Origin of the sequence: Corynebacterium bouchesdurhonense, from assembly GCF_900078305.2 — a bacterium.
GTDB lineage: Bacteria > Actinomycetota > Actinomycetes > Mycobacteriales > Mycobacteriaceae > Corynebacterium > Corynebacterium bouchesdurhonense.
On record NZ_LT546028.1, the window covers coordinates 1048413 to 1062052 of the forward strand.

General features: G+C 67.2%; 15 protein-coding genes, 1 tRNA gene and 2 pseudogenes. 10 read left to right on the forward strand and 8 right to left on the reverse strand.

Annotation, left to right across the window (positions count from 1 at the left end; genetic code table 11):
- The first annotated feature begins 22 nt into the window (after positions 1–22).
- Positions 23–96, forward strand: a tRNA-Met gene (locus BN4252_RS09720).
- A 143-nt stretch (positions 97–239) separates the two neighbouring features.
- Here the strand turns inward: BN4252_RS09720 and BN4252_RS11130 are convergent.
- Positions 240–452: pseudogene (locus tag BN4252_RS11130) on the reverse strand (IS1249 family transposase); the annotation flags it as partial.
- Between the two features lie 71 nt (positions 453–523).
- On the opposite strand from BN4252_RS11130, the gene istA reads away from it, so the two are divergent.
- The gene (gene istA / locus BN4252_RS09725) at positions 524–1750 is read left to right on the forward strand and encodes an IS21 family transposase (RefSeq protein WP_143341181.1); all 1227 of its coding nucleotides are present in this window, start codon (positions 524–526) and stop codon (positions 1748–1750) included.
- Positions 1747–2541, forward strand: coding sequence for an IS21-like element helper ATPase IstB (gene istB, locus BN4252_RS09730; protein WP_066530151.1), 795 nt, complete (start codon positions 1747–1749; stop codon positions 2539–2541). The genes istA and istB overlap by 4 nt, the downstream gene beginning before the upstream one ends.
- A 66-nt stretch (positions 2542–2607) precedes the next feature.
- Here the strand turns inward: istB and BN4252_RS09735 are convergent.
- From BN4252_RS09735 to BN4252_RS09745, 3 genes and pseudogenes are all read right to left on the reverse strand, one after another.
- Positions 2608–3576: pseudogene (locus tag BN4252_RS09735) on the reverse strand (IS1249 family transposase); the annotation flags it as partial.
- A gap of 125 nt (positions 3577–3701) precedes the next feature.
- Positions 3702–4235: a hypothetical protein gene (locus BN4252_RS11210; RefSeq protein ID WP_066530156.1), complete on the reverse strand. Its 534-nt coding sequence runs from the start codon at positions 4233–4235 to the stop codon at positions 3702–3704.
- On the reverse strand, positions 4232–5398 hold the full coding sequence (locus tag BN4252_RS09745; RefSeq protein ID WP_066530158.1) for a ThiF family adenylyltransferase: 1167 nt from the start codon (positions 5396–5398) through the stop codon (positions 4232–4234). Before BN4252_RS09745 ends, BN4252_RS11210 begins: the two co-directional genes overlap by 4 nt.
- A 95-nt stretch (positions 5399–5493) precedes the next feature.
- Here BN4252_RS09745 and BN4252_RS09750 point away from each other — a divergent pair, with 95 nt between their 5' ends.
- Genes BN4252_RS09750 through BN4252_RS09780 form a run of 7 tightly spaced genes read left to right on the forward strand, consistent with a single transcriptional unit; the run spans position 5494 to position 10559 of the window.
- The gene (locus BN4252_RS09750; RefSeq protein WP_066530160.1) at positions 5494–5796 is read left to right on the forward strand and encodes an urease subunit gamma; all 303 of its coding nucleotides are present in this window, start codon (positions 5494–5496) and stop codon (positions 5794–5796) included.
- 12 nt (positions 5797–5808) lie between these two features.
- Entirely contained in the window at positions 5809–6120 is a 312-nt protein-coding gene (locus BN4252_RS09755; RefSeq protein ID WP_066530162.1) for an urease subunit beta, read from the forward strand.
- Positions 6121–6154: 34 nt separating this feature from the next.
- On the forward strand, positions 6155–7867 hold the full coding sequence (gene ureC / locus BN4252_RS09760) for an urease subunit alpha (RefSeq protein WP_066530170.1): 1713 nt from the start codon (positions 6155–6157) through the stop codon (positions 7865–7867).
- Positions 7868–7889: 22 nt separating this feature from the next.
- Positions 7890–8375: an urease accessory protein UreE gene (locus tag BN4252_RS09765; RefSeq protein ID WP_066530175.1), complete on the forward strand. Its 486-nt coding sequence runs from the start codon at positions 7890–7892 to the stop codon at positions 8373–8375.
- A complete protein-coding gene (locus BN4252_RS09770) occupies positions 8356–9051 on the forward strand; it encodes an urease accessory protein UreF (RefSeq protein ID WP_066530176.1) in 696 nt (231 codons plus the stop codon). The genes BN4252_RS09765 and BN4252_RS09770 overlap by 20 nt, the downstream gene beginning before the upstream one ends.
- A gap of 23 nt (positions 9052–9074) precedes the next feature.
- The gene (gene ureG / locus BN4252_RS09775; protein ID WP_066530179.1) at positions 9075–9701 is read left to right on the forward strand and encodes an urease accessory protein UreG; all 627 of its coding nucleotides are present in this window, start codon (positions 9075–9077) and stop codon (positions 9699–9701) included.
- 6 nt (positions 9702–9707) lie between these two features.
- Entirely contained in the window at positions 9708–10559 is an 852-nt protein-coding gene (locus BN4252_RS09780) for an urease accessory protein UreD (protein WP_066530182.1), read from the forward strand.
- Positions 10560–10640: 81 nt separating this feature from the next.
- On the opposite strand, the gene BN4252_RS09785 is transcribed toward BN4252_RS09780, so the two are convergent.
- The 4 genes from BN4252_RS09785 to BN4252_RS09800 are packed head-to-tail and all read right to left on the reverse strand — an operon-like array spanning position 10641 to position 13636.
- Positions 10641–10943 (reverse strand): ArsR/SmtB family transcription factor, encoded by a 303-nt coding sequence (locus BN4252_RS09785; protein ID WP_066530921.1) that lies wholly within the window; start codon positions 10941–10943, stop codon positions 10641–10643.
- 10 nt (positions 10944–10953) lie between these two features.
- Positions 10954–11748 carry an ABC transporter ATP-binding protein gene (locus BN4252_RS09790; protein ID WP_066530184.1) on the reverse strand — a complete coding sequence of 265 codons (795 nt, stop codon included), beginning with the start codon at positions 11746–11748 and terminating at the stop codon, positions 10954–10956.
- Positions 11745–12791, reverse strand: coding sequence for a FecCD family ABC transporter permease (locus BN4252_RS09795; RefSeq protein WP_078056888.1), 1047 nt, complete (start codon positions 12789–12791; stop codon positions 11745–11747). Before BN4252_RS09795 ends, BN4252_RS09790 begins: the two co-directional genes overlap by 4 nt.
- Before the next feature lie 2 nt (positions 12792–12793).
- Complete coding sequence (locus BN4252_RS09800) at positions 12794–13636, reverse strand: ABC transporter substrate-binding protein (RefSeq protein WP_230208628.1); 843 nt, start codon at positions 13634–13636, stop codon at positions 12794–12796.
- Positions 13637–13640 lie beyond the last annotated feature (4 nt).

The following is a 13640-nucleotide window of genomic DNA, read 5'->3' on the forward strand; positions in this document are numbered from 1 at the left end:
GTGAAGTACATATCTCACCCGTCGCGGGGTGGAGCAGCTCGGTAGCTCGCTGGGCTCATAACCCAGAGGTCGTAGGTTCGAATCCTGCCCCCGCTACTAATACCCGGCCAGAGGCGCATCAGCCTCTGGCCGGGTTTTCGTTTCCGCCGTTACCTGCCCTACCGCGAGGAGCCGGTGGGGTAGGACGAGGCGCGGGTTAAGGGTCAAAAAGTGTGTCTGGCGTCGGCGTGTCGCTGGGGTTAGATCTGGCCTTTTTGGATGCCTGTTGAGTGGTTGTAGTTGGTGTCGATAGCGTTGTCGTAGAGGGCTGGTCGTCCTGTTTCGTGGTCGGCGCGGTTCTCGTCGTGGGTCAGGATCTGGACTTTGGCGAGTTGATCCTTTCCCCAGTTGGACTGTCTGGCGATCTTGATGGGGTCGTCAGGCAGTTCTGTTTTCAGATACAGCCACCAGTCGTGTCAGCGCTCGTTGAAAAGTAGCCCAAAACGCTCCTCGAAATGTAGCCCATCCGAAAAAGATTGGATGGGTGATTTCTTTGGATCAATGGGCTCAAATTCGGTTCCTGCGTGGGCAGGGACTATCAATCAGGAAGATCGCTGAGGAAGTCGGCTGCGCGAAGAAAACCGTTGAACGCGCTCTGACGTCTGACTCTCCCCCGAAGTACTCTCCACGCCCGGCCAGGTCAACGAGTTTCGACGCTTATGAGCCGGCGGTGCGCGCCCTGTTGGCCGAGTCGCCCCGGTTGAACGCGAAAGTCATCGCTCAGCGCGTCGGTTGGGAAGGGTCAGAATCATGGTTCCGCAAAAACGTAGCCAAAATACGCCCGGAATACCTTCCACCAGATCCGGTCGACACGCTGGACCACCTGCCGGGACATGAGATCCAGTGCGACCTGACGTTCGCTCCGGGCGGGCTGCCCGATGACACCGGAGCGTTTCGCAAGCTGCCGGTGTTGGTGATGGTTGCTTCCCATTCCCGTTTCGCCGGGGCGCGGATCTTGCCGTCGCGCACCACCGACGACCTTCTGGCCGGGATGTGGGATCTCCTCGAGCACACCTTCACAGGGGTTCCCACCCGACTGGTGTGGGACCGCGAATCCGGCATCGGCAGAGCCAGACTGTGCGAACCGGTGATCGCGTTCGCCGGCGCGTTGGGCTGCAAGATCGTGCAAACCCCACCCAGGGACCCGGAATCCAAAGGCATCGTTGAGCGCACCAACGGGTACATGAAAACCTCGTTCTTCCCGGCACGGCGCTTCACCAGTCCGAAGGATGTGCAAGCCCAGCTCGACGACTGGTTCACCACCGTTGCCAACGTGAGAACACACGCGGTGTTGAAGACTTCACCAGCTGAAGCCTTCGCCACAGATCGGGCCGGGATGCGGCCGCTACCGCCATACACACCGACCTTCGGCACCCGCCCCGCAGTGCGGCTGCCGCGTAACTACTACGTCACCGTCGACACCAACCACTACAGCGTCGACCCCGCCTACGTCGACCGACTCGTCACGGTGCACACCACCTTGCACCAGGTCATCGTGACCGGCCCGGGCGGGGAAACAATCGCCTCCCACCAAAGAATCTGGGCGAAAGGCCGCACAATCACCGACCCCGCCCACCAGGCCGCGGCCAAAGCAATGCGCCAGCAGCGCGCAACCACGCCTGCACCGAAACCCAGCTTCGACATCGCCGCCGCCGACCTCACCGTCTATGACCGCATCACCTCAAGCCCTGCGAAAAGGACCACGGCATGACCCGCACCCCAGCACACGACACCACCGCAACAATTAACCGCTACGCCAGGCAGCTCAAAACACCCCGCATCGCCAGCATCCACGCAACCATCGCGGAACAAGCCCGCGCCGAATCCTGGACACACGAGGAATACCTCGCCGCAGTGCTGTCTGTCGAAGCCACCGCCAGAGCAGAATCCGGCGCCACCCAACGCGTCAAACGCGCCGGCTTCCCCTCGATAAAAACCATCGCCGACTTCGACTTCACCGCCCAACCCGCAATCGACCGGGCAGAGATCGCCCGTCTTGAAACGGGCGCGTGGGTCGCCACCGCCGAAAACGTCGTCCTCCTCGGCCCGCCCGGCACCGGTAAAACACACCTCGCCACAGCACTCGGCGTCACCGCAGCCCAGCAAGGCTACCGGGTCTTGTTCGACACCGCCGCCGGGTGGGTCAACACGCTGACCGAAGCACACGCGATGGGCAGGTTGGAACCAACCTTGAAACGCTTAAGCGGCTACCACCTGCTCATCATCGACGAACTCGGCTACATCCCAGTTGAGGCCGACGCCGCGAACCTGTTCTTCCAACTCGTGTCCCGCCGGTACGAACACGGCTCCATCATTGTCACGTCCAACCTGGCATTTTCCCAATGGGCGCAATGCTTCGGCGACGTCACTGTCGCCACCGCGATGGTTGACCGTATTGTCCACCACGCCAAAATCTTCCAACACCGCGGCACCAGCCACCGCATCAAAGGCAGGGAAATCCCCGCAACAACCCCCGCCCCGCAACCACATCAGGCACAATAACCCAAGACCACACTGGGCTACTTTTCAAAGAGCGCCAGTGGGCTACATTTCGAAGAGCGCTCACAAGTCGAGCATGCGGCGTTGGTGCTCGTTGGTGCGCCCGCGGTGGGCGTGGGCAAGTGCTTTGACTTGGGCGTTGATCCCGCCTTCAAGACTGTTGGTTGTGGCTTTGACTCGGGCGGGATCGAGTACGCCTTCGGGTGGGTCGAGGTAGACAAACAGCAGGTTGTTTCGCCACAGGTGATTGAGGCTGTTGTAGGCCTTGCGCACGTTTGCGTGGGTCCAGGTGGTGACCCACATTCCGGTTGCGGGGTCTTTGCTTCTGGTTTTCTCGTTCATCCATTTTTGGTAGATGGTGGAGAATTCATGCAGCTGCCCACCCCAGGTGGCGGCCTGGTCCAATGTGGTGATCTGGGTGAGGTTGAGCGCCAGCCGGTAGATCGTTTGTCCTGCGTCGGTGCGCGGGCGCGAGGTGGTGTGGCGGCGCACAACGCGTTGAGCGTGAACTAAGCAACGCTGCACTTTGGTAGTTGGCCAACACGTTTTGATCGCGCTTGCTGCGCCTTGCCCACCGTCGAGCACAACGATCAAGGGGGCGGGGATACGTGAGAGCAGGTGTTGGTAGTCGCGACTGGTTTCCCGGTAGCACCAGTGCCAGGCAATGACGTGGTCGATAGTTGCGGCGACGATAAGGCACCCGCCTGCGGTGTAGGTGCCGTCAATGAAGATCTGGTCGTAGACGCGCCCGGTGTGACTGATGGTGGGATCAGGCACGTCAACGAGCCAACACCAGGTGAAACGCCGTTTCAGTGTGGAGCGGCTCACGCCGAGTCGTTTCGCGGTGACCGAGAGGGTCTCCGTGGTGGTGCAGTGCGTGATGAATTGGGCGAACGTGGCGGCGTTGGTGACGTCGGGGCGCTTTTTGGAGGCGGAGAAGCCACAGGCTTTACACCGCCACCGGGTTGTGCCTTTAGATGTGGTGCCGTTGCGTTTCATTTCAGCGCCGCAGTGGCAGCGTGGTCGGTTCTTTGGCATTGGGCTACAACACCAAAAGCGCATACCACATCCCGGTTGCCACACCGAGGATTTCGCCGACCCCAGCTCGGTATACGCCCTGGAAGCGTATACTTTCGCTGAAGAACGAGGTCAGGTCCCGGAAATCACCGATTCCGGACACACATTCTGACCCTTAACCCCGAGCCGCGCAGCGGCGAGTCGAAGGCGAGGACGCGCCCGCCGTCGGCGTAGATGTCGTTGACCTCGCCCACGCGGATCACGCGCTTCAGCCCGCGGTCCGCAACGTAGAAGTTGCCGCGCGCGTCGCTGGCCACCACCGCGCTGCCGAAGGCGCGCACCTGCAGGTTGCCCATCTTCGGCGCGCCCGCGAACGCGTTTGTGTCGGCGCAGTCCCACGCGTCGCCCTTGCCCAAGTTCATGGCGTTGGCCTGCCCGTAGCGCTCCCGGCACTGGTGCCCAGGCATGGTGTCCACGAGGCTGAGGCAGTGCACGAAGTCCTTCCCGTCCACGTTGTACACCCCGCAGCGAACGGTGTCCTGCTGGTTGGCAATGGTGGCGTAGGGCGCCTGTGCGGGCAGCTGGCGGTAGCCGGCGGGCCACTCGGCGGCACCCGCGGCGGGAGCGAGCACGGACGTTGCGGCGAGTGCGGCCGCGGCGATGTGGGAGAAAGTTTTCATGCCCGAAGTATGTCAGGATTTCCCCAGCGCTGCACGCCGCCGGGCAGCGAGACCAGGGTCAGGCCCAGCTCGCCGGCCAGGGGCTGGTGCTTATCGACGAACCCTTGCGACCGCCTCCCCGACGCGCAGTACACCACCACCTCGGTCCCTGGCCGGAACCAAGCGAGCGCAATGCGTGCGGCCTCCGGGTCCGCCTCCACCACGCTCATCGGCAGGTTCGGCCCGGTCGACGCGATGTCCTCCAACACCTTCTCGTGCGGCTCGCGCACGTCCAGGCTTTGCGCATCCCCGCGGGCCAGGCGCTCGATCAGCTCGCGGCCCACCCGGTCCTCACGGGTCTCGCGGCGCTCCACGCCGGGCGCGGCGCACGCCGCGGTGTACGTGCCGAGGCTTGTCACCAGCGCCCGCGCCGGGTCGCGCCGCACCGTGAAGTGGCGCAGGGACGCGGTGAGCGCGTCGTACATGTGCAGGCGGCCCACCTCGGCCTTGCCCACGCCGGCGAGGAACTTCACCGCCTCGGTGGCCATCAGCGAGCCCACCACGGATGTGGTTACGCCGAGCACGCCGGCGGTGGCGCAGTCCGGCACCGAGTCCGGGTCCGGTTGGGCGGGGTAGAGGTCGCGCATCCCCGCGCCGTCCGCGGGCGCGCCGGGGCCGGACCACCACAGGGCCACGTCGCCGCGGTAGCGCAGCACGGACCCCCACACCAGGGGCGTGCCCGAGATTTCGGCGGCGTCGGCGGCGAGGAATTTAGTGGTGAAGGTGTCGGAGCCGTCGATAAGCACATCGATGCCCTCGAGCGAAGCGAGAATATTCCCCTCGTCCAGGCGCGCATCCACGGCGTGCACGGTGATGCCTGGCTGCAGCTCGCGCAGGCGCTCGGCGGCCACCTCCACCTTCTTGCGGCCCACGTCGGGCGCGCCGAAGAGGATCTGGCGGTGGATGTTGGACAGGTTCACCACGTCATCGTCAATCACCGTGATCTCACCGACGCCGGTGGCGGCCAGCGCCTGCATCACCGGGCAGCCGAGCCCGCCGGCGCCGATCACCAGGACGTGTGCGGCGTGGAGCCGCGCCTGCTGCTCGGGGCCGAAGCCGGGCAGGTTCATTTGGCGGGCGGTGCGGGCGAGTTCTTCCCGAGGCAGGGGCGGTAGGGGTTGCATACCCACAAATGTAGAAGCGTCGGTGGCCTATTGGGTGCCAAAGGTCACACTCGAAGGTACGAAGGCTTACGATCGTTGCCGTAAAAGGAGCGGAAATGAATCTGACACAGCGCGAACAGGAAAAGTTGCTCATCGTGGTGGCCGCGGACGTGGCGCGGCGCCGCAAAGAGCGGGGTTTAAAGCTCAACCACCCGGAGGCGGTGGCGCTGCTCACTGACTTCATTTTGGAGGGCGCGCGCGACGGCAAGACTGTGGCGCAGCTCATGAGCGAGGGCGTGGAGGTGCTCGGGCGCGACGACGTGATGGAGGGCGTGCCCGAAATGATCTCAGACGTGCAGGTCGAGGCGACGTTCCCCGACGGCACCAAGCTCGTCACCGTCCACAACCCGATCCGCTAGGAGGCAGCCGCCATGATTCCCGGTGAGTACTTCATCTCCGACGAGGGGCCGCTGACCATGAACGCGGGTCGCGAGTCGATCACCCTGGAGGTGACCAACCGTGGCGACCGCCCGGTGCAGGTTGGCTCCCACTTCCACTTCGCCGAGGCCAACTCCGCGCTGGAGTTCGACCGCGAAGCCGCCCGCGGCAAGCGCCTAGACATCCCATCCGGCACGGCGGTGCGCCTCGAGCCGGGGGACAGCCGCACCGTGGAGCTGATCGATTACGGCGGCACCCGCCAAGTGCACGGATTCAACAGCCAGATCAACGGGCCCCTGGACTAGCCGGGACTCACTCACCACAGAAAGGCCGCAAGCAATGTCATTTGAGATGCCGCGCCGCCAGCACGCCGAGCTGTACGGCCCGACCACGGGGGACGGTGTGCGCTTGGCAGACACGAACCTGATCGCCCGGGTGGAGAGGACGCTGACCCACTACGGCGAGGAGGTCACCTTCGGCGGCGGCAAGGTCATCCGCGACGGCATGGGCCAGAACTCCAGCTGGGCCGGCAACTCCGAGGTGCCCGACGTGGTGATCACGGGCCCGCTGATCATCGACCACACCGGCATTTACGTGGCGGACATCGCCATCAAGGACGGGCGCATTATCAAGATCGGCGCGGCCGGTAACCCGGACATCCAGGACGACGTGGACATTGTCATCGGCGTGAGCACCGAGGTGATCGCCGGCGAGGGCAAGATCGTCACCGCCGGCGCCGTGGACTCCCACATCCACTTCATCTCCCCGGAGCAGGTAGAGGCGGCGCTGGATAACGGCACCACCACCATGATCGGCGGCGGCATCGGCCCCGCTGAGTCCTCCAAGGCCACCACCGTGACCGCGGGCCCGGCCAACATCAAGATGATGATCCAGGCCAGCCGCGACTTCCCCGTCAACGTCGGCTTCCTGGGCAAGGGCCACTCCTGCGACCCAAACCAGCTGCGGGACCAGATCCGCGCGGGCGCGATCGGCCTGAAGATCCACGAGGACTGGGGCGCGACCGCCAACAGCATCGAGACGGCCCTGTTCGTGGCCGACGAGATGGACGTCCAAGTGGCCATCCACACCGACACCCTGAACGAGGGCGGGTTTGTGGACAACACCGTCAAGGCCATCGGGGACCGCGTCATCCACACCTTCCACACCGAGGGCGCGGGTGGCGGGCACGCGCCGGACATTATCAAGCTGGCCAGCCTGCCCAACGTCCTGCCGGCGTCCACCAACCCGACCCTGCCGTACACGGTCAATACCCTGGACGAGCACCTGGACATGATCATGGTGTGCCACCACCTCAACCCGGACCTGCCGGAGGACGTGGCCTTCGCCGATTCCCGTATCCGCCGCGAGACCATCGCCGCCGAGGACGTGCTGCACGACATGGGCGCGCTGTCCATCACCTCCTCCGACTCGCAGGCCATGGGCCGCGTGGGCGAGGTGGTGCTGCGCACCTGGCAGGTGGCGCACCGCATGAAGGAGCAGTTCGGCCCGCTCGAGGGCGACAGCGAGGGCAACGATAACAACCGCATCAAGCGCTACGTGTCCAAGTACACCATCAACCCGGCCATCGCCACCGGCGTCTCCCACGCCGTCGGCTCGGTGGAGGAGGGCAAGCTCGCCGACCTGGTGCTGTGGGACCCGGCGTTCTTCGGCGTGAAGCCGGCAATGGTGCTGAAAAGCGGCGTGATCGTGCGCTCCATGATGGGCGACGCCAACGCGTCGATCCCCACGCCGGAGCCGCGCACCACGCGCTACGCCTTCGGCGCCTACGGCCAGGCGGCGAGCCACACCTCGGTGACGTTCCTGCCCGCCGCCGCGTACCGGGCGGGTGTGCCGGAGGTGCTGAGCACCGGCCGTGTGTACATGAAGGCGAAGAACATGCGCAACGTGTCCAAGAAAGACATGAAGCACAACAGCGCCACGCCGGATATCCAGGTGGACCCGGAGACCTACCAGCTCACCGTGGACGGCACACTGATCACTTCCGAGCCCGCCACCGTCCTGCCGATGGCGCAGCGCTACTTCCTGTTCTAGGGGCGTGAGATAAGGAGACTGCATGATTGTCACTGCAATTCTGGGCAATATCCGTGACGAAGGAACCGAGGCCGCGGGCACAACTGTGGCGGACCGCGTGGTGTTCGACAACGAGCAGCGCGTCAAGCGCATCCAGCGCGTGACCACCGAGACCGGCACCGAGCTGGGTCTGCGCCTCGACGCCTCGGTTCGCGAGCTCGAGGACGGCGACATCCTCGCCCGCACCGCAGACGGCCTGATCGTCGCCGCGATGGCGCCGGTGGACGTTATCGTGATCACCCCGGCCACCGTGGAGGAGGCGCTTCGCGTGGCGCACGCGCTGGGCAACCGCCACCTGCAAGCCCAGTTCTTCGGGCCGGCAGATGACTTCCCGGGTGCGGAGGGCGGCGCGATGGTGGTGCGCTACGACCACACCGTGGAGCACCTGCTCGACCACCTCGGGGTGGCCTACAGCCGGGGCGAGCACGTGATGCCCAAGGCGTTCCGCCATGCTGAGCACACCCACTAGCGCCCGGGCGAACCTGGTGGTGTGGCACCTCACCGACTCGGCGCTGCCCACCGGCGCGTTCTCCCACTCGGCGGGGTTGGAGACATCCGTGCAGGCCGGCGACGTCACCGACGCCGGCAGCTTCCTCACCTGGCTGCGCGGTTACCTGCGCCAGGCCACGTACGGGGAGGCGCTGGCGGTGGTGCTGGGCTTGCGTATCGGGAGCGTCGACAAGCTTGCGTCCCTCGATGAGCTTTGCTTTTCGACGCAAACCGCAAGCGAACAACGCGCCGCGATGCGCGCCATGGGCAAGCGCATGGCCAAGGTGGCGCGCATCATCGAGCCGGACGACCCGCTGGTGGCCGAGTACGACGCGGGCCTGCGCGAGCGCCGCTACATGGGCAATCCCGGCATCGCCGCGGGCCTGGTGCTGCGGGCCGCGGGCGTGGACGAGCGCACCGCGGCGGCTGCGTACCTGATGCAGATGGCCAGCTCGATGACGCAGAACGCAATCCGGGCGATCCCGCTGGGCCAGGACGCGGGGCAGCGCATCATCGTTCAGATGTACAGTGACCTCCCGCAGCTGGCGGAGCTGACGTGCTCGCGCAGCGAGGAGGATCTCGGTGTGTCCTTCCCCCGCCTGGAGATCGCCCAGATGGAGCACGAGTACATCCGCTCCCGCATGTTTATGTCCTAAGAGTTGAGAGAGGAACGCACGAAATGAGCGACGCACCCAGCACAGTGAAGGTTGGCATCGGCGGCCCGGTCGGCTCCGGCAAAACGGCCCTGGTAGAGCGCATCACCCGCGCCCTCGACGGCGAGGTGTCCATGGCCGCGATCACCAACGACATCTACACCACCGAGGACGCGAAGATCCTGGCGCGCGAGGGCGTGCTACCGCCAGACCGCATCATCGGCGTGGAGACGGGCGGCTGCCCCCACACCGCGATCCGCGAGGACACCTCCATGAACGAGGAGGCCTACGAGGAGCTCCTGCACCGCCACCCGGACCTGGAGCTGGTGTTCATCGAGTCCGGCGGCGACAACCTCTCCGCCACCTTCTCGCCGGAGCTGGTGGACTTCTCCATCTACATCATCGACGTGGCCCAGGGCGAGAAGATCCCGCGCAAGGCCGGCCAGGGCATGATCAAGTCCGACCTCTTCATCATCAACAAGACCGACCTGGCGGAGCACGTCGGCGCGGACCTAAACGTGATGGCGGAGGATTCCAAACAGTTCCGCGGCGACAAGCCCTTCGTGCTGACCAACCTGAAGACGGACGAGGGCCTCGACGGCGTGCTGGACTGGATCCGCCACGACGTGCTCATGCAGGACCTGAAGGCCTAGCCGGCCGTGGTGGAAACAGCAGGCGCGGTGCCCGGCGCGACTACCGGCGAGCTGGAGCTGCGCATCGGCCTAAGCGGCGGCAAGTCCGTGGCCACGCGCCAGTTCCACGCCGGCGCGCTGAAGGTGGTGCGTCCGCACTACCTGGACGATTCTGGGCAGGTGTACTACATCACCGCCAACCCGGGCGGCGGTTACGTCGGCAGCGACACCTACCGCATCGCGGTGGACGTGGAGGAGGGCGCGTCGGTCCTGCTCACGGACCAGTCCGCCACCAAGGTCTACCGCACCCCAGACAGCTGCGTGACGCAGCGCATCGCCTTCCGCGTGGGCGCCGGCGCCGTGCTCGAGTACGTGCCCGACCAGCTGATCCTCTACCGCGACGCAGACTTCCGCCAGGAGATGCGTGTGGACCTAGACCCCGCCGCAAGCGCCTTCTTCACCGACGTGGTCACCCCCGGCTGGTCCCCGAACGGCGCGCAGTTCCGCTACCGCCAGGCCCGGCTGCGCACCGAGGTGCGCGTGGGCGGCAAGCTCGCCTTGGTGGACAACCTGCGGATCGCGCCGGGCGAGGACCTTGAGGCGATGCGTGCCCCCACGTATCTCGGCGGGCGTACCCACTTCGCCACCGCCATTTGCTTCGACCCGGCCGTGGACGACGCGCTGGTGCGCGAGGTTCGCGACGCCGTGCGCGCCGAGGGCGGCGTCGAGGCCTCCGTCTCCGCGTGCGACGCGCCCGGCTTTGTGGTGCGCGCGGTGGGGGACCGCACCGAGGAGCTGATGCGGGCCGTGCAGGCAGCCGGCAACGTGGTGCGCCGGCGCGTGCGGGGGCAGGGGCCTATAGGACTGCGCCAGTACTAGCGCGACTCTGCGCGGCATAACGACTATGTGCGGCATAGCGACTATGCGCGGCATAGCGACTATGCGCGGCATAGCGCGGCGTTACTGCTGGTCGGCGGCCCAGTGGAGGAGGCGGTGAATCCGCTCGTCGGCGATGCCGTAGTAGATGCCGCGGCCCTCCCGCACGGAGCGCACCGTGCCCATCTTCTCCATGGCGCGCAGGGCGGCGGAGGTGGTGGCCACGCGGGTACCCGTGCGGTGGGCCAGCTCGGTCACCCCGAGCTGGTTGTTGCCCGCGCCGTGGATGGCGTTGAGCAGGCTGAGCCGGGTCGGGTCGCCGAGGGTCTTGAACACGGCGGCCCACTCCTCGGGGTCGCGCACGTGGGCGTGGCTCGGCGTCTCCATGTGGTTCACCTTATCCACCCTGAACCACCGGCCCCTCGCCCCGGACACGCGGCAGCGGCCCGTGCACCACCAGCGTGGGAGCGCCGGCGACGTCCTCGAAGGCGCCGTCCACGCCGAACACGCCGCGAAGCAGATCCGGGGTGAGCACGTCGCGGGGCGGGCCGAACGCGGCTACGCGGCCGCCATCGAGCACCAGCAACAGATCGCAGTAGGCGGCCGCAAGCCCTAGGTCGTGCACCGCGGTGACCACGGTGCTGCCGCGCCGCCGCATGACCTCGCGCAACAGCAGCATGAGTTCGTGTTGGTGGCGGAGGTCGAGGTGGTTGGTGGGTTCGTCGAGAAGCACATGCTCCGAGTCCTGGGCGAGGGCGCGCGCGATCATCGCGCGCTGGAGCTGGCCGCCGGACAACGTGCGCAGCGAGCGGCCGCGCAAGCCCGTCAGGCCGGTGGCGGCGAGCGCCGCGTCCACCGCGGGCGCCCCTGCGGCAGTGCGCCAGAATGCGCCCTGCCCGGCGCTGGCACCCATGGCCGCCAACTGGCCCACGGTGATGTCGGGCGGGGCGCCGTGGTGTTGTTCCACGTACGCCACGGCGCGCACCCGCTCGCGGCGCGGCATCCGGCGCAGCTCGGCGCCGTTGTACGTCACGGAGCCCTCGGACTCCTGGACGCCAGCCATTCCGTGGAGCAGCGTCGACTTGCCGGCGCCGTTCGGCCCGGCGATGCCCACCACCGCGGGGCCGGGGATCTCAGCGCGCACGTCGAGGCTGAACCCGCCGCGGCGCACCCGCACGTCGACGCCGATCACGGGGTGATCCTCCGCAGGATGAGGAAGAAGACGGGCACGCCGAGCAGCGCCGTGACCACACCCACCGGCAGCTCCACCGGCGCGAACGCCACCCGCGCGATGGCGTCCGCGACCACCAGGAACACCGCGCCGACCAGCGCCGCGAGCGGGATGAGCCGGGCGTGCAGCGGGCCCACCAGCATGCGCACCGCGTGCGGGACGATAAGGCCCACAAACCCGATCGCACCCACCGAAGCCACCGTGGCGGCGGTGAGCAGGGAGACCGTGACCAGCACCGTGTAGCGCACGGCGGTGACGGGCACGCCCATGGTTTCCGCGGTGGCGCGGCCGAGTAGGAGCCCGTCCAGGCGCCCGGACATCGACCACAGCACTGCGCACCCCACCGCGCCCGCAGCCGCGACCACGGCGAGCGTGGTCCAGCGCGCGGCCGAGAGCATGCCCAGCAGCCAGAACATGATGCCGCGGGTGGATTCCGCATTTCCGGAGGCGGTGACGATGAGCGACGTGACTGCCTGGAAGAGGTAGCCCACCAGCACGCCGGTGAGCACGACGCGGGTGGTGTCCGCCTTGCTTCCCCGCAGTAGCGCCATGAGCAGGACAAACGACGCCACCGCCCCGATCGCCGCGCCCGCGATCACGCCCCACTGGAAGCTGGCGAAGACGATCGCGATGACCGCGCCTGTCGACGCCCCCGAGGAGATGCCCAACAGGTACGGGTCCGCCAAGTCGTTGCTCGTGATGGCCTGCATTGCCGCGCCGCACACGGCCAGGATCGCGCCCACGCACGCGGCCATGAGCACGCGGGGCAGGCGCAGTTCCCATATCACGGAGCGCTGCAGCTCGGACAGGCGCTCGGGGTGCGCTAGATCCGACAGCCCGATGTCGCTCGAGCCGAGCGGCAGGGAGCACACGATCGCCGCCGCGAGTGCGACCAAGGCGGCGAGGGCGGCGAGCCCGTACGCGGTGCGGGCGCGCGGGCGGCGCGGCGCGGCGGGCGCGGCGGGTGCAGCGGACGCAGCGGGTGCGGCGGGCGCGGCGGACACGGCTAGCCCGCGATCCCGGTGCCCACGGCATCCGACCACTGCTCAAGGCCCTGGTAGGAGCGGGCCGAAGCGGAGGTGGTCACGCCGTTGATGATGATGTAGCGGTGCTCTCTTACGGCCCGCAGGTTCCTCGTGCCCGGGTTGGCCTCCAGGTCCGCCACCTTCTCCTGCCACGTGTCGCCGGGTTTGCCGCGCACCGGCAGGTCCGCCAGCACGATCACGTCCGGATCCGCAGAGGCGAGCGCCTCCCAGGACACCTGCGGCCACTCCTCCTTCACGCCCGCGAAGACGTTGGTCATGTTCACGGCCTCGCCCATCTCGGTGGGGATGGAGGGGCCGCCGGCCACGTACGGGGCGCCGCCGAGGCTGGAGTAGAGCAGCAGGAAGGTGGTGCCGTCCGGCGCCTGGTTGGCGCCCGCGACCGCGCTGTCCAGCCGCTGCGCGAGCTCCGCCGCCGCGTCCTCGCGGCCAAAGAGCTCGCCGAGCTCGCTGATGTCCTTCTTGATCAGGGAGAACGCGGACTGGCCGGCATTGTCTCCGTAGTCCCGGCACTCGGTGTTGGACTGGTAGGTGCGCACGCCGAGGCGCTGCCACTCTTCGCGGGTGCCGGCGGCATCGGCCGTCCACACCTGCGCGAAGGGGGAGTATACAAAGTCAGCGTCCGCCGCGCGGATCTGCTCGGCGGTGGGGATGGCGGGGGAGAGAATCGGCGGTGTCTGCATGCCCTCGGGTGGGGTGTCCTTCTGGTGGCCCACGCCGGCGATCTGCCCGCCGGCGCCGAGCATGAGCAGCGTGTCGGAGGCGCCCTGCTCGAGCGCCACGGCGCGCTTCACGGGCTCGCCCACCGGC